The organism is Paenibacillus sonchi (assembly GCF_016772475.1).
Classification (GTDB): Bacteria; Bacillota; Bacilli; order Paenibacillales; family Paenibacillaceae; genus Paenibacillus_AQ; species Paenibacillus_AQ sonchi.
This window is the reverse complement of the sequence record NZ_CP068595.1, coordinates 1,787,008-1,808,255: the sequence shown is the minus strand read 5'-3', so window position 1 is coordinate 1,808,255 and position 21,248 is coordinate 1,787,008. Positions and strand designations below refer to the sequence as shown.

Genomic DNA, 21,248 nt, shown 5'->3' with positions numbered 1-21,248 from the left:
TTGTATAATCCGCAATCGGATGATTAGGTACAGGAACGATTATACAACAGTGACTTTACTAAGTAAACTAAATTAACTAAATTAGTTAATCTAATTCATTTAATTATTACTGTAAATAAAAAGACAGCAAATTTGTTATAATGCATTTGATACTTATCACAGGGAGGGGCATTTATTCGTGAGAAAAGCCGTTAGTGTGGAGACATATATTGAAAAAATAAAGCCCGTTATTAGAAGAACAAAATTCAGCCAACTCAAAGTCGACGATCTCGCAAAATATATGGATATCAGCAAAGTGACACTATATAAGTATTTTGCCTCCAAAGATGACATCATCGAACAGGTTGTAGATTATTACATTGATTACTCGAAGAAAGCTGACGCCACGGCTAATGATGATTCCGTCTCTTTTTTGGAGCGGTTTCAAATCACGTTTTTACAATCTTTGATGTGTGCCGTGTATATCTCTGATTTGTTCTTGCAAGATCTGAAGGAATTTTATCCGCACCATTTTGAGAATCTGTCAGTTGCCCTGCACAATCGGAATAAAAACTTACAGGCTTTTTTTGAATCCGGAATGGAGCAACAGATTTTCAACAGATTGAATGCTGTATTGTTTATGGTTCAAGATGACGCTGTGCTGCGGCGCTTTATCGAGCCATCATTTTCGATTCAGTATGATATCACCTTGAAACAAGCAATTATGGATTACTACCATATGAAGCAGTATCAATTGCTAAAACCCGAATACCTGAAGATGATAGACTACTCCAATATGGAGGGGAAAATCGTTCATATTTTGCAAACCATCTCATAAGTGAGAGTCCTGCGCATGTCACGGCGAAATCGACCTGAATTTGGAACCAAAGTTTAAAATAACCGGGGCCTACGGGTTCCAACCTTTGCCGCCTGAAGGAGTACGAATTATACGTGACTTTTTATCCAAAGCACCCAACAGACATTCTAGCGTGTGGAGCCAGAGCTTAGGTGGTGCAGGAAGTGCGGTGAGCCGGGTATCGCCTACTGAAACGGCCTATCCTCATCGGAAGGCTCAGACAATCTACGAACTGTCAGCCCGGTGGAGAAACAACAGGGAGCTTCGCTAAATCCCGTTCCATTACGCTGAATGGCGGTTGGAGTTTTTATCCAGAAGCATTATAAATATAGTTATAGGAGAATAATTTTTTCTTGTCTACAGCAAAGGCCCCTTCCGCCGTTTGGCGGAAGGGGCCTTTGCGAATGTAGGTAAAGTTTTAACTTGATGCTTTGTACTTCACTAAGAAAATACGTCTCAATGCGGGTGGCGACGAGGCTGTGCGATTTCGCTTGATGTTATAAGTCTTTTCATTAAGAAAGCCAAAAATATTGAACATATGACAAAGAAGTTAGAATTTAAAGCGTTTTCAATCCCTTTTATAATCAAGTTATGATAAAAGAAAGGGGTTACAAAAATTGACTAACTTATTTTACAAGCCGGACGGGGCTTGGGTGGGAGACCTGATCCCCTTTTACAAAGACGGCAGCTTCCGTTTGTTCTATCTTCATGATTGGAGAGATAACAAGAAGATCCATGGAGAAGGAACCTCCTGGTTCGAGCTCCGCACAAGCGATTTCGTGCACTATGAAGAAGTGGGCGAAAAGCTGAAGCATGGAAGTGTGAGCGAGCAAGACCTCAACTGTTATACCGGCTCGATCATCGAAGCCCATGGGGAATATCATCTGTTCTACACCGGTCTCAATCCGAATCCGGAATTCGTAGAGGACGGAGTGCCGCTCCAATGCGTCATGCACGCCGTGAGCACGGATATGGAGTCATGGCAGAAAATCCCCGAAGATACCTTCTATTCCGACGGGATTCAATATGAAAGACATGACTGGCGCGATCCCTTTGTATTCTGGAACGAAGAGGCGGGGGAATACTGGATGCTTCTTGCTGCAAGGAACAAAGAAGGTCCTTCCCGGCGCCGGGGGAGCATCGGACTCTGTGCTTCCAAGGATCTCAAAAGCTGGGAAATCCGGCAGCCTTTCTGGAATCCGAAAATGTACGTGACGCACGAATGTCCGGACTTATTCCAAATCGGGGAATGGTGGTATCTGGTTTACTCCACGTTCTCGGAACGGTTTGTCACCCATTACCGCATGAGTAAATCTTTAAGCGGACCTTGGACGGCGCCGAGAAACGATGCGTTTGATGCCAGAGCGTTCTATGCTGCGAAAACATGGAGTGACGGAAATAAGCGTTACGCTTTTGGCTGGGACCCAAGCAAGGAAAACGAGAATGATTACGGCGATTGGCAGTGGGCCGGAAACTTGGTCGTACACGAACTTGTTCAAGAACAGGATGGAACGTTAACGGTTCGTGTCCCGGAGACTGTTTCCCATCATTTTTCAAATAAACAAGCAGCCAAGTGGGATTCGCGGATCGGGGAATGGGAGGAGTCGGAGGGGCGTATAGAAGCGGCTGCGAACGAGACATACTCTTGTATATCAGCCGGCTTCATGCCCGAAACTTGCAAGATTTCGGCCGAGCTGTCCTTCTCGGAAGGGACGAGAGGCTGTGGCATCATGCTTCGCGCAAGCGAGGATCTTGACGAGGCCTATTACATTCGCCTTGAACCCATTCATAACCGCCTGGTGTTCGACATGTGGCCCCGGCGGGAGCAGGGTGAGATGCAGTGGCATATCAAAGGGGATCACCCTCATGCGGTAGAGCTGGAAGTACCGATAGAATTGCAGGCCGGTACGGTTTATAATATCGAGATCGTTGTGGAGAATTCCGTTTGCGTAGTATATTTGGCCGATCAGGTCGCCATGACTACACGTTTGTATAATTTGAAAACCGGCAGCTGGGGCTGTTTTGTCCAGGAAGGCCGGGCAGTTTTTGAACAAGCATCCATTTCGGTTCCCAACTAACAGGAGGTTTTATAAATGAAACGTTATGTCAAAAGGCTGGCTCTTGCGTTATCGCTGGTTGTCCTGATGGCGATGGTGAGCGCATGCGGAGGCGGAAATAATAATAACGGCGCTGCGGCAACCGGATCGGCAAATCCGCCGAAGGTGGACAAGAAAACATACAAATGGTTCGTGGCCCGAGGTGTAGACAGCCCTCCAGCCGTTACGGTAAAGGAAATTGCGGACGAGTTTTCCCAAACACATCCGGAATTCGAGCTGGTTCTGGAAGGTACGGGTGATCGCCCGTCCTATTTGCAAAAGCTGCGGACATTGATTGCGAGCAACGAGATGCCCGCTATGTTCGATACTGACCCGGATGCCTATGCTTCCAAGCTAGTGCAGCAAGGCAAACTGGTGGATATGAAAAAACTGCTGGAGGAACTTGGGAAATACAAAGATTTCCGCCCGGTGGCCCTGCAATATCAGCAGTTCGCGGACGGCAGCATGTATACTTTCCCGCTTGAATACGGAATTGAGGTATTCTGGTACAACATCAAGATGTTTAAGGATCTTGGCCTTGAGCCGCCGAAGACGTTCGATGAGTTCATGAAGGTTGCTGAGACGCTGAAGCAAAGCGGGGCTACGCCGATTGCCGTCGACGGCAAGGATAAATGGCCGGTTCTCCGGTACCTGGCGTACAAACCGTTCCGCATGACAGGCAATGATTTTATTGAAAATGTAAAGCAAGGGAAGGCATCTTTCAAGGACCCTGCCGGCATGGAAGGTATTAAGTTCGTGCACGATCTGGGCACCAAAGGGTACTTTCAGGAAGGATTCACTGCAACGGATTACACCGCAGCGCGCGACTTGTTCCTGGGCGGCAAAGCCGGCATGTATTACATGGGTTCATGGGAAACTATGAACTTCGTAAATGATAAAGTAAGCACAGAAATGAAGGACAATATCGGTTTTTTCCGGCTTCCCATGATGGAAGGTGCCAAAACGGCTGAAAATGATTATTTCATCAACTCGGGCATCGGCGTTGCCTTCAACCAGGAGACCTTCGATGATACGATGAAGGAATTCGTCAAATTCCTTCTGGAACAATATCCGAAGGCCTATACGGAAAAAGGCCAATTCTCGCCTTTCAATTATTCGCTTGATCAAGAGCAAGGGATGCCGGAGCTCTTCTATAAAATTCAAGACGAAATCGCGAAATCCGGCAACGTCTTTGCGGTCCCGTGGGATACGCGCCTTGACCCGGCCACGAATGAGCTGCTCGGCAACGAATTGAATGCCTTGGCTCTGGGAGCCCATACTCCGGATGATTTTGCAAAACTAATGGATCAGGCGATTAAAGAAAATGCGCCGAAATATTTCAAATAGCGATGCTAAACAGGCGGCCAATCAAAAAGCCGGTTGGCCGACTGTAAGTAAAATAAAACTAAAATTAGGGAATGAGCAAGCATATGGATAAAATCCTGCGTAACCGCAAAGCCGCTCTCGTCTTCCTGTTGCCTGCATTATTGGTGTATCTGCTAACCGTTCTGGCTCCCATTCTTTGGTCGATGTATTTCAGTTTCTTCTCCTGGGACGGAGTTTCAGATATGCTCTATATCGGCTTTGACAATTACGCCAAGATGTTCGGCGGCGACAAGACATTCTGGAAGGCATTCAGCAACAATCTGATCTATGTTTTCATTATTGTAGCCATGCAGGTATTTCTTGGTTTGTTGGTAGCCATCTTGCTGACCAGCATCACCAAGGGGAGGGAATTGTTCAAAACATTATATTTTGCTCCTGCTATTATCACGTCAGTAGCCATAGCACAGTTGTTCCAAAATGTGTACTCGTTTGAACCGGTCGGAATCCGGAACTTTTGTCTGCAGCAGATGGGTCTTGGAGACTGGAGCAGGCCTTGGCTTTCCGACTTGAATTGGGCTCTGAGTGCCGTATCGGTACCCGAAGGTTGGCGTTATATCGGTCTTTATATGATTATCTTGTATAGTGCGTTAATTTCCATTCCTTCCGATATCGAGGAAGCTGCCAGAATAGACGGAGCCTCTTCTTGGAACCTGTTCCGTTCGATTAAAATGCCGTTGATTAAGCCAGTGCTGATGGTTTCTATCATTATGGCTACTACGGGAGCGCTAAAAGGATTTGACATCCCGTATCTCATGACGAACGGGGGACCGGGCCGCGTAACGGAATTGTTGCCGACTTATATGTACAAAACCGCATTCTCCAGTCTGGACTTTGGTTATGGCAGCGCGATGGCCGTATTTATCGTCGTTGAAAGCCTCATTGCAGTCGCCTTTATCAGACGGATGATGGACAGTAAGGAGACCTGATGATGAAATTTTCTGGTTATACTAAAGCGGTTCTTGTGGTAGTTTCCTTTGCTCTGCTTGTCATTCAAGTGTATCCGCTTGTCTGGGTGTTCATCTCCAGTTTTAAGGTGCCTACCGATTTTTCCGGTGATAACCCGCTCAGCCTGCCAAGCCAGTTCACTTTCGGAAATTATTACAGCGTGTGGAATAAAGGGAATTTGGGGACTTATTTTTCCAATAGTCTTATCGTCGCCGCGACGACCATCGTACTTGTGATCCTGTTCAGCGCCATGGCTGCTTTCGTTATTGAGAAGATGTCTTTTAAATGGAGTCAAAGCGTGTTGTTTTTATTTCTGTGCGGCATTATGATCCCGATTCAGGTCGTGCTCATACCGCTGTTCATTCTTTATAACAAAATAGGAATTATCAATACGCTCACATCTCTCATTTTGCCCCAAGTAGGGTTTGCACTGCCGATCTCGATCTATCTTTTCGTGAGCTTCTATAAATACATTTCGAATGAGATCATGGAGGCCGCTGTCATGGATGGCTGCGGTGTGTATCAGGTTTTCTGGCGGATGATATTCCCACTATCCCGGAATACGATAGTTACGGTTGTCGTTATGAATCTGATCTTTGTCTGGAATGAGTTTATTTTCGCGAATACGTTTATTCATGACCTTAAATCACGGACCATTCCAGTTGGCTTGATGGATTATATCGGACAGTACGGTTTAACGGATTGGGGAGCCACCTTTGCTGCAATTAGCATTACGACCATCCCGACTATGGTGGTTTACTTCATTTTCAACAAGAGCGTTATTTCCGGTATGACCGCAGGTGCGACTAAAGGTTAATCTCCCATATGCCTTTGACTGAAGGTATACTGATAGTATCAGGTTGCCACTCTTCTTGGTCAGGGGGATTTCATGAGCATAAAACGGCTGTTCCTGTCGATAAGTATCCGAAGCAAGATTATTATTTTGTCCATAGCCTGTTCCTTGCTTCCGCTGGTCCTGATCGCTTCCTTAACCTTTGTCTATTTAAGCAAAGTGATCGAGAACAAGATGTCCGATACCACCTCGAATTTGCTGGGCTCCATCAATTGGAATATCCAGACTTTCGTGAATGATGTTGAATCGATTTCGAAGCTGATGTTGTCTTCCCGGGATGTTCAGAATTTCCTTTCCTATACTAAGAATGATTTCAAGGAGATCTATGACCTTCAAAATGCGACCCGCAGTCTGATCGTCAATATTACCAACAACAAATCCTATATTCGTTACGTTTACGTTGGCAGCGGGCAAAGGGAACTGATTACCACAAACCAATGGGACAGATTAACTTATGATAATATCTATCAGGCGGTCTCACGGACAACATGGTATCAACAGGTGGGGGAGATGGGCGGCCAGGGCTTGTGGCTGAACAGCGATGAAGTCCGGCTTCTCAAGGGCAGCCCGAACCTGCTGCTGTACGGCAAACGGTTAAACAATCTTGAAACGCTCGAGCCGATCGGCATGTTGATTATTTCCATCGATAGTAGGGTCTTTGATGAAATGTTCAAGAACATTTCCAATGCTGAAAAAGGGGATTTGATGATCCTGGAGCAAAACAAAATCATCTATTCTAATTCCCATAATAATGATTTAAAAAAAGTTCCCCAAAAGGATTTGAATCAGATCTATGATTTGCCTGAGCGGGGGAACCGCATCGAAACGATGGGCGGAGAACGGTATGTCATCACCTTCGAAACGAATCCGGTAACCCAGTGGAAAGTGGTCAGCATGATCCCCTATTCTAGCATTAACTCGGAAATCATCTTGATTCGTAATGTTACGCTCTCATTGACGCTGGTAGCTTTCCTGCTTGCCGCCTACGGCGCTTATCTCATCTCGAAGCGGATTACTAAACAGTTGACTTTGCTCACTTCTGTAGCAAGAAAAGCGGCAAAACGCGATGAAATTGAAGGAATCCTGTTTGTAGAAGAAGATGAAATCGGTAAAATCGGAAATCAATTCCTGCGAACCTTCCGTACCAACACGGAATTGTCGGACAAATTGATCGAAGCCAAGCTTAAGGAGAAGGAAGCTGAGCTTCATGCGCTGCAGAGTCAAATCAACCCTCATTTCCTATACAATACGTTGAATTCCATATATCTAATGGCGGAACGAATCAGTGCCAAAAACATTTCCAAAATGGTCATGTCCCTTTCGAATATTTTTAAATTAAGCTTGAACAACGGGGACTATATTACAACTGTCGGCAATGAAATCGAACAAGTGAAAAATTATTTAGAGATTCAGAACATCCGCTATAAGGGGAAGTTCGAGGTGATCATCGACCTCGAGCCGGGAATCGAGCACATCCGCATGCTGAAGCTGCTTATTCAGCCGTTGGTAGAAAATGCGATCTTTCATGGAATCGAGTTGAAGGAGGGCAAAGGGAGCATTGTCATTCGGGGCCGGAGAGAAGGGGCAATCCTTATATTCGAAGTTGAGGATGACGGAGTGGGTTTTGATCCTGTTGATATGCAGCCAAGGGGATATGCCTTAAGGAACATACAGGAAAGGATCCAATTGCATTACGGCCAAGACCGTGGAATCCGCATAGACAGTATTCCGGGTGCCGGAACCAAAATCACCCTTGAGATCGGTATAATGGATTGAGGTCGGGCTATGAAGGGGGACATGACTTGTATAAACTTTTTATAGCGGATGACGAACAGCTTGTAGTGGAAACGTTGTCGGAAATGATCGACTGGGATGCATTCGGAGTACGGATCATAGGGACGGCAAATAACGGCAAACAAGCGTTGGAACGGATTCTTCAGTCGGATCCGGACATAGTCCTGACAGACATTCGGATGCCCGGCCTGAACGGTCTTGATCTAATCCGTACCCTAAAGGAGAATGGCCGCAAAGCGGAATGCATTATCGTGAGCGGCTATTCCGAGTTTGAATACGCCAAAGAAGCTATTGAACTGGAGGCGGTGGATTATCTGATCAAGCCTGCAGAGCTTGATGAAGTGGCAAGGACCGTCTCAAGGGCAATTCAGCGTCTGGGGCGCAAAGCGGATCAAACGGGGAATCACCCTGAGCTTCGAATTGCAAAAGCATTAGACCGGGCGGTGTTTACCGATCTAATCGTCCATGGGAAACGTCCATCATTCGATCAAACGCCATACGGACAATATGACCAGTTTGCAGTGATCCTGATCGGCAGCCCGGCGACTCTTTTGCTCGAACGAATGAAGGACAAGGGCATTGCCGATGCTCTCCTGAGCTTTTTAGCGAACCGCGGAATCGTCGTCGATCTGCTCTACGAGCAGCAGAAAGTCATCTTATTATGCATGGCGAACCTGAAGGAAGACGCGCCATTAACGGAAATTCTGATAGCTGCAGCCGCAACATTTTCGAATGACGGCTCATGGGACGATACTTTATTGTCGTTTGCAATCGGTCCGATTGTAACCGAAATAATGCATATGCATGTCTCGTATTTGGCAGCCTACAAGGCATGTCAAATGGGTTTGTTCTTCGGCGCTCCGGTAATGGACGCAAGCAGCTGGACGGAGATTACCCGCATTTCCGAAAGAATAGTCTCCGATTGGTCTAATCAAATACAATCCTTCATCCGTTACGAACAAAAAGAGTTCGAAGCGATGCTAGAACGTTGGACGGAATGGGGGACAAAGCAATTAATCGCTCCCGATACCCTGAAGAAGACAGGTGCCCAGTGGGCGAACCGGCTGCACGATCTGATCGGGCAGGACTATGGAATCAAGATCGAGAGAGTGACCGGAGACCGCACCCGGCTGATTGAAGAGATACATGAAGCGCCGGATTGGGCATCTTTGAAGAAAATATGTATGGATTTGGCGCAGAGTGTGCAATTTTATTTGAACGTAACGAAGACTACCCTGAAAGAAAAGGTGGTTCATGAAATCAAAGTTTACCTTGAATCCCATTATCATGAGAATATCCAGCTCGATCAATTAGCAGAGCGGTTTGATCTCAACGCTTCCTATGTAAGCAACTTATATTCTAAATCAACCGGGCAAACGATTCTGGAATATGTCACTTTGCTGCGCATCTGGCAAGCGAAAAAGATGCTGAGGGGAAGCAGCTTCAAAATCTCTAAAATATCCACTAATGTCGGATATGATAACCAGCGGTATTTCTGCCAAGTGTTCAAGAAGCATGTAGGCGTTAGCCCCAGCCAGTATAGAGAAGAGCATATGATAAAAAGCGAAGGGGATCAATCTCCAATTGGATAATGGAGTCTTTTGACTATTTTCGCTTTTTCCCAACAGCGCCCAGTAAAAGGATAAATTCTTCATCGCCGTCTAAACCTAATACCTCGTCGATCAGGTTTTGGTCATAAATACCGATCGCACAAGCTCCTGCATCGATCGATTCGCTTGCCAGATAAAGATTCTGAGAAACATGGCCAATATCAATCAGGATTTTTTTATGTGCTGAGATATCATATTTCCATTCGGAACGGTATGGAATTGTACTCCATGCGAACATTACGGCCGCCTTTTTCGAGAAATTCGGGACAAATGGCTGGTCTAATGTAATGGCATCAATTTTTTGTTCAATTTCATCCAATTCAGACATATATAAGAGCTTGTGTTCCACCGGTAAATATCTGTAGATTCCTTGGCGAATTCCCTCCACCCGCATAATGAAAAGGTAGGTTTCAAAGGTATGTGTTGCGCCACTGCACGGCACAGTCCGAAGGGTAAGTCCGGTCTTCGTTGTACTTGTTATTCCTTGAGTAGCCCATAATAGATAGGATAACTCCTCAAGATTTAGACTTTCCTCAGAATAAAATCGTGTACTTCTTCTTTCCTTTATGCAGTCATAGATATTTTGTTTTTTTACAACGCCTTCGTTACATTCCGGAAGGTCAATAATGACGGATGAAGAGGAATAAGGTTTGACGGTCATTGGTTTTGGCAGACCTTTTATCTTATCTGTTTTCACATGTTTAAATTCAAGAAAGTTAGACTTCAAAAAACTTCTTTGCTCTTCATATCGCCCCATGCTAGAACCTCCCATGATGATCTTTACTCTATAAAAGTATACACGTCCAGTTATTCCTGGTTGTGATTAGAATCACGTACTCTTATTTGCATTTTTTTGCATGATATGTGGGATAGCGGGTTTGGGGAAGATCTTCGGTGGGTCTTTTGGTATGATCGAAAAAGCTTCTGGCTGAGACTATACGACGATTATTGCGGATATGCGGCCTGGAATGTTGTCATGGCGGGGATGGCCGGGTAATAGAGAGGATTAGAACTTTTGAATTGGCTTGATTCAACGTGGGAGCCAAGGAGACGGAGGGACCAATCATGGCGGCACAAATAGTATCAGGTATCAGCCCAGTACAAAACATTGCACCTTACGGCGGAACACAGAGCGATGTCAGTTCCCTGGAGAAACAGCGAAACCAGCTGATGATGGAGCTGGACAAGGCGAACGCGGCGCAGGGCAGCAAGATGCAGACTCCCTATCTCCGGGAGCAGCTGCAGCGGCAAATCCGGCTGCTGGAGGCTAGACTGGTGCAGAAAAGCGGGAGCAGCACCCCGGTCAATTTCGTACCGGTTTCTCCGCTTCAAGACCATCTCCCGTTCTGGCGGACTGAAGCAGAGGGGAGCCTCAAAGGCAACGGTCTAACCGATCCCCGGACGGCGACGGTGAACGCGGAGGGCCACTTCGACGCATTAATTTAGACCAGAAAGCGAAGGTACGGAAAACCCGGTAATGAACCGGCTTTTCCGTACCTTCTTGCTTTTAGAGGCGGCGGGGTATCAATTCTACTGTACTAAACTTTCCAATTCCGGCTGCAATTTGTTCCGCAGAACATACAGCATGACGGCACCGACAAGGAAGGCAGCGGCATCCGCAATGACAAGCGACCAGACCACCCCGTGGAAGCCGTTCATTTGATTGGCGATATAAAGCACAGGAATCAGCGTAATTCCTTGAATAATTGACATAATAAACGCGGCAGTTCCTTGCGCTGTTGCCTGGAAGACCCCGGTAAACAGAGTGGTCATCCCTGTAATGAACAAGGATAGGAACGTTACATGCAGAATGTAGCTGCCCATTTCAATTAATTGCGGGTCGTTTGTAAAAAGACCAATTAAATGATCGGAAATCAAATAGACGACGATGCCGAATACGACTGCTAACCCCACGATTGCTTTAATCGTAAATCCAATGGTATTCTTCATGCGCAATTTATCCGCTGTAAAAGAGAAGGCAATGAGCGGCACAACTCCCTCGCATAAACCCATCAGAATAAACTCAGGAAACTGCAATAAACGTGATGAAATTCCGTAAGCTGCCACGGCTGAATCCCCATATTCGACAAGGAAATGGTTAAAGATGAGCGACATGGCGCCCAAAAAGATGCTCATAATAAAGACGGGAACTCCGATTTTGAATACATTGCCCAGAATGTCCTTGGTAGCCTTGAACCATTTTACGGAGACTGTTAGAAATTGGCTCTTATACCCCATATGGAAGGCGTAATATATACTCGCAACCAAGTTGGAAATGACCGTAGCCGACGCAACGCCGATCACGTCCCAGTGGAACACGAAGATGACGAGCGCATCGAGAATGATATTTACAACAACACTGAGAATCATACCGATCATAGACGTCATGGCTGCACCCTCTGAGCGCACGATATTCTCCAGCGTGAAGAATAATACGACAAATGGTGAACCGATAAGCATAACCGTGACATAGTCCTTCGTGAATCCGAAGGAGTCAGGCGTTGCCCCCAGGCCGTGTACGATTAGTTCGATCAATGGGAGACCCACAGCCATCAGGATAAGTCCGAGAACTAAACTGCTGTAAAAAGCGAATGAAGACACATGCTTTACGTCATCATATCTCTTCTCCCCCAGCAAACGGGAGATGAATGTGCCGCTGCCCATGCCAATCAAGTTGCCCAGCGCCATAATGATTGCGAATAACGGCAAGGTTAGTGCGAGTGCGGTTAACATAGCAGTATTATGGAGTGTACCAAGGAAATAGGCATTCAAGATGGAGTATATGACATTCATTGATGTGCCTAGCATCATCGGTACAGCGAAGTGAGCTACGGCCTTTGCGACCGGTGCTTTTTCAAAGTAATAGAGGTTTTCTGCATCCATGTTGGATCACTTCTTTCTTTGTTTTTTCAAGTCTAACGGTGTTAGATTGAACCTTACAGTGTTAGATGATATCATGAACCTATAAACCTGTAAAGCATAAACTTACACTGTTAGATAAAAGGACGGATAACGATGAAAAAGCAGCAGCCTCAAATTTCGGAGGACAGGATTCTGGAAGCCTCGTGGGAGCTTCTTGGAGAGGAGGACATCGAGAAATTCAGCATGAGACGATTGGCCGACAGGCTGGGGATTCAGGCTCCCTCCCTGTACTGGTACTTCAAGAGCAAACAAAATCTTTACCAGCGCCTGGCCAATCAGGTATCGAAGATTATCCTGGAGGAGTTCCACTCCGAGGGGGACTGGAAGGAGCAGCTGACAGGGCTTGCCGTAACCGTACGGAGCGTGCTCAGCCGGTATCCCTGCTCTACGCAGCTCATGATGATGACGCTGCCCCACGAACCGGACATCATCCGGTTCACCAACCGTATGCTGCTCTGCGTGGAATCGACGCCGCTTGAGCAGGCGCAGAAAATGCAAGTGGTGACTACGCTTGTGAACTATGTTTTCTACTTCGTTCTGGACGATTATCAGCATGAGCGCAATGTCTCCGCGATCCTTAAGGATCAGGGAGCGGCTCCGGGTGAGGAGATGATTCGCCTTCTGGACTCGATGAGCGACACGGATGCGGGACTGTTCCGGAGGCTGTTCACGAACGGGCTGTTCGAGCTGATGGGGACCGACGGGGCATTTGAGTTCGGCTTGAGGCTGATTCTGCTCGGGATTGAGCAAGTGATCAAGGAGCAGGCGCGTTAGGAACTGTAATAATTATTCCAGGGTATAGAAAATATTGACTTTTTATATTGAACTCTATGAATAAATGGTATATTATGGTGCTGTAATTGCGGCACTTCAATATTTTCTTATTTACTCAATTATGGGGAGGAAATGGAAAACTATGAAAAAGCGCTTGTTTGTTGTTTTGGCAACGGTTGCAGCTTTATCCCTGGCAATGCCTATGAGTGGATTTGCAAAGTCCAATCCTGCAGATGTAACTAGCTCCTCCACGCAGTCGAAGGCTTTTAAAGTTGAGAAAGCCAAAACTATCCAGGGCTTCGGCGATGTGTCTGCACAAGAGTTGATTCATTCCGAGAATTCCTTCGTAGAAAATGACGGGGAAAACGATTACTACGAAAGCTACAGTACGTCGATGGGCAATACCATTCGCTATTACCTGCTTGACGAAGGAAATAAAGGTTTGACGATTAAAATTTATTATGCTGATGAGGATTACAACACCACCAGCTTGTACGCAAGCGGATCTACTTCTTCCTCTAATAATTGGACGGTGCTTACCGAAATCCCAGCGCCTTCCAAGGATACAAACTTCGTTGTTCGTATTGTTTCCAAAGATGGTTCTGGCGGCTATGAATACGGTTTCCAATCGGCGATACGAGCCTTCTAAATTTATTGAAATAACGGGAGAGAGGTTGCTTTTTTAAGCAATCTCTTTTCCGCGTTCACCATTTTCATCTTTTGATACTACTTTATTTGCTAAAGGGAGATAGGGTTAATGTTAGGAAAAGTGAAAAGCTTTATATTTGGATTTTTCGCCTGCTTGCTCATCACAGGAACAAGCGCTTATGCGATGGAGCCTACGATGACCGGGATCTATCTTAGAAAAATCACGTATATGTTCGACGGAATCGAGAAAAAGCCTCCACAAGGATCGGAAGGGTTTATTTATCAAGGTTCGATCTACGTTCCTTTGCGGTTTGTCAGTGAATCGTTGAATAAAGATATCGAATGGGACGATACCAAAAGCACGGTTTGGATCGGGAAAAGTAATGCCGATGATTACTTCTCGCACCAGATCCCCACTAGAGTTGAGGGGGATTTAAAGTTTGAAATTGGTGTTGCTAATATTGGGGGCACCAAATATAGCCATAGAGGCTATAAAGTTTCTTTCCCCGAAAAAGGCAATCAAGGGATGCTGCAATTTAACCTTGCAGGCCAATACTCCAAATTCGATGGCTTTGTAGGAATTGATGATTACACCAAAAACAGTACAGCATTAGGGACGTTGAAAATCATAGGAGACAATAGAGAATTACTTAGCTTCATGAACTTGAAGGGTGGGGACCAGCCTAAACGATTCGAAGTCGATTTATCTGGGGTTTCCACGTTGCAAATTTTGTATACAAAGGACACCGGCTCGGATCTTACGATTGATATTGCCGATGCTATTTTACATCACAAATAACCAGCCTGGAGGAACATAGAATGAAAATAATCCGTCTTCTTAGTTCTTTTTGTCTGATTACTGTTATGTTAACAAGTGCGGGGGCATTAGCAGCTTCTGAATCTAGTGATCCAAGCATTTCGAAAACTTACGATGGAACGTATCTGGTGAAATTAAACAGTGTGACGACTGCCCCGAATGGTGTTATTGAGAAGCTGGGAGGGAAGCTTAAGAAGATAAGTGAGTCAGGGGATATAGTTGTGGCCGAACTATCCGGATCCTCTCTTTACGAACTAAAAAATAGCCCGGATATCCAATATATCGAACCAAACTATGAAGTAGAGACTGAAATCGAAGCTGAAAAGACAGATAGTGTAACGGAAACGGTCCCTTACGGCATTCAAAATATCCATGCTATTGAAGCACAGCAAGAAGGATACACAGGCAAGGGTGTAAAAATCGCCGTGCTAGATTCCGGTTATAGCCAGCATTCAGATGTGAACGTGAAGAGCGGATACTCTTTTATCACGAATTCTGAAAACTATGATGATGACTTTGGCCACGGTACCCACGTTGCTGGTATCATCGCCGCATCGATCAATGGAGAAGGTGTGGTCGGAGTCGCCCCAAAGGCCGATATCTATGCAATCAAAGTATTAGATCAGGGTGGCCGGGCTCCTATTTCACCCTTATCGAGGGAATTGATTGGGCCATTAAGCATAAAATGGATATTATTAATATCAGCTTTGGTGGTGAGAATCCATCGCAAATTCTGGAGGAAAAACTCCAAGAGGCGTATGATGCAGGTATCCTTATTATTGCAGCTGCTGGTAACGATGGGTATATGGGTGATGACACAATCTTGTATCCGGCAAGGTACTCTACGGCAATTGCAGTAGGGGCGATTGACTCGGGTAACAAAAGGGCGTTTTTTTCTGCTAAAGGTCCTGACTTAGACCTCGTGGCTCCCGGCGTAAAAGTATTAAGCACGCTGCCAAGTAATCAGTATGGGATGAAATCGGGAACATCTATGGCCGCTCCACATGTAACAGGTGTTGCCGCACTGATTTTGGAGAAAAACAAAAAGCTTAGCCCGGGCGAGGTCGCTGACATTTTGGAGTCAACAGCAAAACCATTGGGATTGGTCCCGGAGTATGGTCATGGGATAGTGCAAGCTAAAGAGGCCGTAGATCAGACTGCTTGGAAATAATAATCTCCATTTTATTCTCTAAAAACGCGATTGCAAAAGCGCTTTATCCTTAAACAGGAAACAAAAGCAGGCCAAACGAGCAAATGGACTCGTTGAGGCTTGCTTTTTTTATTTTCAAAAAGGCATTGAAATTATTGTAACCCTTAGTTATAATACTAGACATAACAATTAAAAACGCTTACATGAGAGGGGGTGAAACAAAATGAAGATTGCGGGAATGAATATTACGTACAGGCATTTTCCCTTCGAGTACTTCCTGGATCAGGTGACCGGGCTCGGGATCGAGCACATCGAGCTGTGGGCGGGCGAGCCTCATTTATACGTCTACCGGAATGTTCTTGGCAACTTGAGGCACATGAGGCAGCAGCTGAAATCCCGAGGCATAAAAGTCGTCTGTTATACGCCGGAACAGTGTGTCTATCCCTTCAATATTGCCGCCTCCGACTCCCAGCTGCGGCAGAAGAGTATCGATTACTTCATAGATAATCTGTACGCGGCTCTGGAGCTGGAGACCAACATGATGCTTGTGACTTCAGGAATAGGAGACTTCGCTGTATCGCAATCGGAATCATGGAAATATGCGGGTTACTCCATCTATCAGATAGCTAGGGTGGCTGAGAAGGAAGGGGTGACTTTAGCGTTGGAGCCTCTGACCCGGTTCGAATCGAATCTAATTATCGATGTTAAGGGAATCAAGAGGATGCTGGAGGAGATCCGTTCCCCGGCTTTAAAAGGGATGATCGATACCGTAGCGATGCAGCTTGCTAACGAGACACCCGAAGATTATTTCTCCCTACTCCCGGAGCTGAGTCATTTCCACCTGGTCGACGGTGACGGCTCGTCTGATGCGCATCTGGCTCTAGATGACGGGGTGCTGAATTGGCGGGAATATCTAACCAGTCTTCAGAGCCATAATTATGAGGGAGCTTGCACACTAGAGATTATGGGGTTCAAGTATTATCAGAATCCGCAGGAAGCACTTAGGGAATCAGTCAGGAAAATAACGGAAATGGATGTCTTATCATCTTGATTTGGAGGAACTCGTTATGAGTAATGGCTCACTTACACGAAAACTGGGCTTTTGGTCGGCCCTCGCCATCGCTGTAGGAACTACGGTAGGTTCCGGGATCTTCGTCTCTTCCGGCGATGTCGCAAAAGCTGCGGGTATCCCCTCGATTTCAATTCTGGCCTGGATTATTGGTGGAGTTATTGCGATTCCGCAGGTCATGGTGCTGGCCGAATTGTCGACTGCCTACCCGCAAAATGGAAGCGGTTACGTATACTTGAATAAAGCAGGATGGAGGCCCTTGGCCTTTCTATATGGATGGGCAACCTTCTGGGCGCTCGACCCTCCGTCCATTTCGATTATGGCTCTGGCCATTGTTGCTTATCTGGCGAGCTTCTTCCCTTTCTTCGCTGGAATTGCCGGTAAACTGCTGGGAGTAGCGATTATTCTGATCATCACGTCCATCCATTACCGGAGTGTCAAGGCAGGCGGCAGCTTTCAAGTCATTATTACGGCTGTCAAAATCATCCCTTTCCTGATTGTCATTGTGCTGGGCTTTATGTACATGAACTTTGACAACTTTGCTTACACGCCCGCTGCGGGAGCGGCAAGTTCAAGCTTAATCGGCGGCGTATCTGCCACGACGTGGGCTTACACAGGAATGGCTGCCATTTGTTTTATGGCTGGAGAATTCAAAAATCCAGGGAAAGTTCTTCCCGGGCATTAATTAGTTCGGTACTGGTTGTATTGGGTCTATATACGCTGCTTGCGGTGTGTGTCACCGGTCTAATGCCGTTCGACAAACTGATGGGCTCCAGCTCCGCTGTGTCCGACGCCGTCAAGTATATTCCCGGATTATCCGGCATGGCCTCATCTTTTGTGGCCGTTACCGCGATTATTGTTATTCTGGGTTCCTTGAGCTCTTGCATTATGTTTCAGCCTCGCCTGGAGTATGTTATGGCGAAGGATGGGCTGTTCTTTCAGCGTTTTGCGAAAGTTCATCCCAAATTCGAAACACCAAGCTTCTCGATTATTGCTCAGGTTACGTTTGCCTGTATTCTTGTGTTCTTCAGCAATTTAACCGAACTGCTTGGTTATTTCACGCTGATTCAGCTGGTCATTAACATTCTGGACTTTGCGGCAGTCTATAAATGCCGTAAGAGAGAAGATTATAACCCGATTTACCGCATGCCAATGTGGAGAGTGACCACTATTCTGGCGATCCTTGGGGCAGGATGGCTGGCTTGGGGAACTTTTGTGTGGGCTCCAGTGCAGGGCATGATTGCTGCGGCGATAGTCATCGCAACCGGTCTGCCTGTGTATTACTTTTGGGAGAAGAAGTATGGATCTAAAAGCAGGCATGACAGCAGCAATATAGTCGCTTAGCCCGGATGAAATGAGGAGAGTGGGCTCTGACGCGCTGACTTCCTTCAGATTTTACAAAAAAGTTGTTTAAATTATGTCGTCTAATTATAATACAAGATATAACAAATAAAATTGGATGATATTGGAGCGAGACCGCTCCAGTATAGGGAGGGAACGTAAATGTTGAATTTTGACGAACAATTATTTCTTAAGCTTGTGGAGCAGGAGGGCCTGGCCTTTAGAGGACAAATTGAAGAGATTGTAGACGGGATTGCCAAGAAAGGGTACAGCAATATTTTTCTGATCGGTGCGGGTGGCACAATTGCGATGATGTATCCTTATGAGTATATTCTGAAATCAAACTCGACCATTGATGTGCATGCGGAGATTGCCGCTGAATTCATGGTGATGAACAACAGACATTTCAGTAAGGATTCCGTATGTATTTTCACATCTGTGTCGGGAACCACGCAGGAGACCGTTGCAGCAGCCGAGTTCTGTAAGGAACGGGGAGCGACTACAATTGCACTTGTGGCAGAGAGGGATACTCCATTAACCAAAATTGTAGATCACTGCATCACAACCGGTTCGGAGAAGCATTCCTTCGATACATTCTTCATGCTCCTGTACATGGTTGTGTTCCGGTTCATGTATAACAACAATGAGTTCCCTCAGTATGAGCAGTTCACGAAGGAAGTTGCCTTATTGCCGCGTGCGATTCTGGACGCAGTCAAGGCTTTTGACCCTAAAGCGGAAGCTTTTGCAAAAGAACATAAAGATACTGACTATCATATGATGGTTGGCTCCGGCAACCTGTGGGGGAATACGTACTCCTACGCGATGTGTATCCTGGAAGAAATGCAGTGGATTCACGCGAAGTCGATTCATGCGGCGGAATTCTTCCACGGCACGCTTGAGCTTGTGGTTGAAGATACCAGTGTTATTCTGTTGAAAGGCGAAGATGAGACAAGACCTCTGATGGACCGGGTGGAGAGATTCGCCGAGAAAATTACGAAGAAGCTGACCCTTATTGATACCAAAGACTTTGCCATGGAAGGCATCAGCGGGGAGTTCAGAAAGCACTTTGCCGTAAGTATCAACTGGTCTGTACTAAGCCGTATCAGCGCCTACCTGGAGCGTGAGAGAAATCATCCGTTAACACTCAGAAGATACTATCGTCAAATGGAATATTAAGATACGCGGTCTTTAGTTCAATCTATATTGATGCATTGGTTTGAGCACTACTTGATAGTGCTCATTCTTTAATAGCAGGGAAGGCGGGAGTAAGATGAGAATCATTACAGTCGGGGATAACTGCATGGATGTCTATCAAGCAAGCGGCAAAGCCTATCCTGGAGGCAATCCGGTGAATGTGGCCGTCTATTTAACAGGAATGGGTGCAGAGACGGCCTATCTGGGCTGGGTAGGCACCGACATTTATGGGGAGATTATGATCCAGGCTATTCAGGACAAGGGCGTGGATACTTCCCGGATTTCAAAAAAGGCCGGAAAAACAGCGGTAACCCACGTGGAGATGGTAGAGAATGACCGGAAGTTCGGCGATTACGACGAGGGAGTTATGGCACAGTTTTTCCTTACAGCAGAAGAGCTCGATTTTGCCGGGAATTATCAGCTTGTCCACTCGGGGATATGGGGCCATGCCGATCCGTACTTTCCTCTCTTCAAGAAAAAGGGCATGATCACTTCCTTTGATTTCTCGGATCAGCTGAAGGATGACCGGGTACAGACGTTAACGCCCTATGTAGACTATCCATTTTTTTCGTACACTCAGGATGATGATTATATCCGCCAACACTTGGTGGAGGTTAAGCAAAGAGGGGCACAGATTGCCGTGGCTACCTTGGGAGAAAACGGTTCGCTTGCTTACGATGGAGAACAATTCTTTCCGCACGGCGTAGGTAAGGTGAACGTCGTAGATACGATGGGAGCTGGAGATTCCTTCATTGCCGGGTTCATTTACGGCCGATTGAAAGGGCTTTCAGTCGAGAGCTGCCTGGAGCTTGGGGCAAACACAGCTGCGAAGACGATAGGTTATTTCGGCGCATGGTGACTGGAGCTGATCATCAATGTATAATACGTATTATAATCATTGATGAATAAGGGTGAATTTACCATGAATTTAAATCCTTCAACCCCCCAGCCCCTGTATATGCAGATCAGGCAAATGTTGAAGAACGATATTCAGAACGGACGATACAAACCGGATGAACAGATTCCAACGGAAGCAGAGCTCTGTGATACTTATAGTGTAAGCCGAATCACCATACGAAAAGCGATTGAGGAGCTTGTGCGGGAAGGAACCCTGACGCGAATTCCCCGTAGAGGCACCTTTGTGGCCTCCAACAAATTTCATAATGAACTGTTATCAGTAAGCGGTTTCTCAGAGTTCAGCCACCAGCTGGGCATGATTCCAAACTCACGGATATTAAGAAGCGAAGTCATCCCGGCGTCTGAAGAGGTGGCCGGACATCTTCTTATTGACAAAGGCAGCCCCGTATTGGAGCTTGAACGGTTGATGTATGTAGATGACCGCCCGCTTTTCTATGATATTGCCCATTATTCACTCACCCGGTTTCCGGATTTGGAAAAGAAGATCGCGATGAAAGAATCGACTTACAAGATTCTGTCGGAGGACTATCATACTGAGATCGTGAGCAATGACAAGATTATTGATGTGATCGGTGCGACCAAAGATTATGCGAAATTTCTTGAATGTGATATCGGTGCGAACTTGTTCCGGATATTAAAAATTGCTTTTGACGCAAATGATGAGCCTGTTCACCTCTCCACATTTATGTGTGAGACCAATCGGGTCAATCTGACGGTCCACCGGGCAAAGTAGGTCAATGGGTTATAAAGAAAACAACACGTACTGCGATATGCACTCGTGTTGTTTCGTTTGAAGTCTTTTGATAAGGACGGTTTTTTACTGGGCTTTCACCCAAGCGCCTTTTCCGCGAATGCATATGATGATTATGCCTAATCAATGAAAGGAGTGATCACAT

Annotated in this window: 18 protein-coding genes and 3 pseudogenes; 19 read left to right on the top strand and 2 right to left on the bottom strand. The window is 46.0% G+C overall.

Features of this window, described 5'->3' with window-relative positions; genetic code table 11:
* Positions 1 to 178: 178 nt before the first annotated feature.
* The 8 genes and pseudogenes from JI735_RS08325 (at position 179) to JI735_RS08295 (ending at position 9,501) form a co-directional block, all read left to right on the top strand.
* The gene (locus tag JI735_RS08325) at positions 179 to 817 is read left to right on the top strand and encodes a TetR/AcrR family transcriptional regulator (protein ID WP_039832507.1); all 639 of its coding nucleotides are present in this window, start codon (positions 179 to 181) and stop codon (positions 815 to 817) included.
* A 25-nt stretch (positions 818 to 842) separates the two neighbouring features.
* Positions 843 to 1,097, top strand: a pseudogene (locus tag JI735_RS35455) (FAD-binding oxidoreductase); the annotation flags it as partial.
* 355 nt (positions 1,098 to 1,452) lie between these two features.
* Positions 1,453 to 2,913, top strand: coding sequence for a glycoside hydrolase family 32 protein (locus tag JI735_RS08320; protein ID WP_039832508.1), 1,461 nt, complete (start codon positions 1,453 to 1,455; stop codon positions 2,911 to 2,913).
* Between the two features lie 15 nt (positions 2,914 to 2,928).
* On the top strand, positions 2,929 to 4,278 hold the full coding sequence (locus JI735_RS08315; protein WP_039832509.1) for an ABC transporter substrate-binding protein: 1,350 nt from the start codon (positions 2,929 to 2,931) through the stop codon (positions 4,276 to 4,278).
* A gap of 83 nt (positions 4,279 to 4,361) precedes the next feature.
* Positions 4,362 to 5,243 (top strand): carbohydrate ABC transporter permease, encoded by an 882-nt coding sequence (locus JI735_RS08310; RefSeq protein WP_202677314.1) that lies wholly within the window; start codon positions 4,362 to 4,364, stop codon positions 5,241 to 5,243.
* Between the two features lie 2 nt (positions 5,244 to 5,245).
* Complete coding sequence (locus JI735_RS08305) at positions 5,246 to 6,079, top strand: carbohydrate ABC transporter permease (RefSeq protein ID WP_233476313.1); 834 nt, start codon at positions 5,246 to 5,248, stop codon at positions 6,077 to 6,079.
* 72 nt (positions 6,080 to 6,151) lie between these two features.
* On the top strand, positions 6,152 to 7,891 hold the full coding sequence (locus JI735_RS08300; protein WP_051051372.1) for a cache domain-containing sensor histidine kinase: 1,740 nt from the start codon (positions 6,152 to 6,154) through the stop codon (positions 7,889 to 7,891).
* Between the two features lie 26 nt (positions 7,892 to 7,917).
* Positions 7,918 to 9,501, top strand: coding sequence for a response regulator (locus JI735_RS08295; protein ID WP_039832511.1), 1,584 nt, complete (start codon positions 7,918 to 7,920; stop codon positions 9,499 to 9,501).
* Positions 9,502 to 9,514: 13 nt separating this feature from the next.
* Here JI735_RS08295 and JI735_RS08290 read toward each other — a convergent pair whose 3' ends face one another.
* Positions 9,515 to 10,276 (bottom strand): SagB/ThcOx family dehydrogenase, encoded by a 762-nt coding sequence (locus JI735_RS08290; protein ID WP_039832512.1) that lies wholly within the window; start codon positions 10,274 to 10,276, stop codon positions 9,515 to 9,517.
* 308 nt (positions 10,277 to 10,584) lie between these two features.
* On the opposite strand from JI735_RS08290, the gene JI735_RS08285 reads away from it, so the two are divergent.
* The gene (locus JI735_RS08285; protein ID WP_039832513.1) at positions 10,585 to 10,965 is read left to right on the top strand and encodes a hypothetical protein; all 381 of its coding nucleotides are present in this window, start codon (positions 10,585 to 10,587) and stop codon (positions 10,963 to 10,965) included.
* A gap of 84 nt (positions 10,966 to 11,049) precedes the next feature.
* Here the strand turns inward: JI735_RS08285 and JI735_RS08280 are convergent, their stop codons facing one another.
* Positions 11,050 to 12,402, bottom strand: coding sequence for an MATE family efflux transporter (locus tag JI735_RS08280; RefSeq protein WP_039832514.1), 1,353 nt, complete (start codon positions 12,400 to 12,402; stop codon positions 11,050 to 11,052).
* Between the two features lie 132 nt (positions 12,403 to 12,534).
* Between JI735_RS08280 and JI735_RS08275 the strand changes: the two genes are divergently transcribed.
* The 10 genes and pseudogenes from JI735_RS08275 (at position 12,535) to JI735_RS08230 (ending at position 21,085) form a co-directional block, all read left to right on the top strand.
* Positions 12,535 to 13,215, top strand: coding sequence for a TetR/AcrR family transcriptional regulator (locus JI735_RS08275; protein WP_039832515.1), 681 nt, complete (start codon positions 12,535 to 12,537; stop codon positions 13,213 to 13,215).
* A gap of 142 nt (positions 13,216 to 13,357) precedes the next feature.
* Positions 13,358 to 13,864, top strand: coding sequence for a hypothetical protein (locus JI735_RS08270; RefSeq protein WP_039832516.1), 507 nt, complete (start codon positions 13,358 to 13,360; stop codon positions 13,862 to 13,864).
* A gap of 108 nt (positions 13,865 to 13,972) precedes the next feature.
* Entirely contained in the window at positions 13,973 to 14,662 is a 690-nt protein-coding gene (locus JI735_RS08265) for an NPCBM/NEW2 domain-containing protein (RefSeq protein ID WP_039832517.1), read from the top strand.
* Between the two features lie 20 nt (positions 14,663 to 14,682).
* A pseudogene (locus JI735_RS36850) lies at positions 14,683 to 15,297 on the top strand (S8 family serine peptidase); the annotation flags it as partial.
* A 68-nt stretch (positions 15,298 to 15,365) separates the two neighbouring features.
* Entirely contained in the window at positions 15,366 to 15,851 is a 486-nt protein-coding gene (locus tag JI735_RS36845; protein ID WP_267919187.1) for a S8 family serine peptidase, read from the top strand.
* Positions 15,852 to 16,053: 202 nt separating this feature from the next.
* Positions 16,054 to 16,881: a sugar phosphate isomerase/epimerase family protein gene (locus JI735_RS08250; RefSeq protein ID WP_039832519.1), complete on the top strand. Its 828-nt coding sequence runs from the start codon at positions 16,054 to 16,056 to the stop codon at positions 16,879 to 16,881.
* A 16-nt stretch (positions 16,882 to 16,897) separates the two neighbouring features.
* Positions 16,898 to 18,243: pseudogene (locus tag JI735_RS08245) on the top strand (amino acid permease).
* A 159-nt stretch (positions 18,244 to 18,402) separates the two neighbouring features.
* Positions 18,403 to 19,416 carry an SIS domain-containing protein gene (locus tag JI735_RS08240; RefSeq protein ID WP_039832521.1) on the top strand — a complete coding sequence of 338 codons (1,014 nt, stop codon included), beginning with the start codon at positions 18,403 to 18,405 and terminating at the stop codon, positions 19,414 to 19,416.
* Between the two features lie 94 nt (positions 19,417 to 19,510).
* Positions 19,511 to 20,293 carry a fructoselysine 6-kinase gene (frlD, locus tag JI735_RS08235; RefSeq protein WP_039832522.1) on the top strand — a complete coding sequence of 261 codons (783 nt, stop codon included), beginning with the start codon at positions 19,511 to 19,513 and terminating at the stop codon, positions 20,291 to 20,293.
* Positions 20,294 to 20,356: 63 nt separating this feature from the next.
* Positions 20,357 to 21,085, top strand: coding sequence for a GntR family transcriptional regulator (locus tag JI735_RS08230; protein ID WP_039832524.1), 729 nt, complete (start codon positions 20,357 to 20,359; stop codon positions 21,083 to 21,085).
* Positions 21,086 to 21,248: the final 163 nt, after the last annotated feature.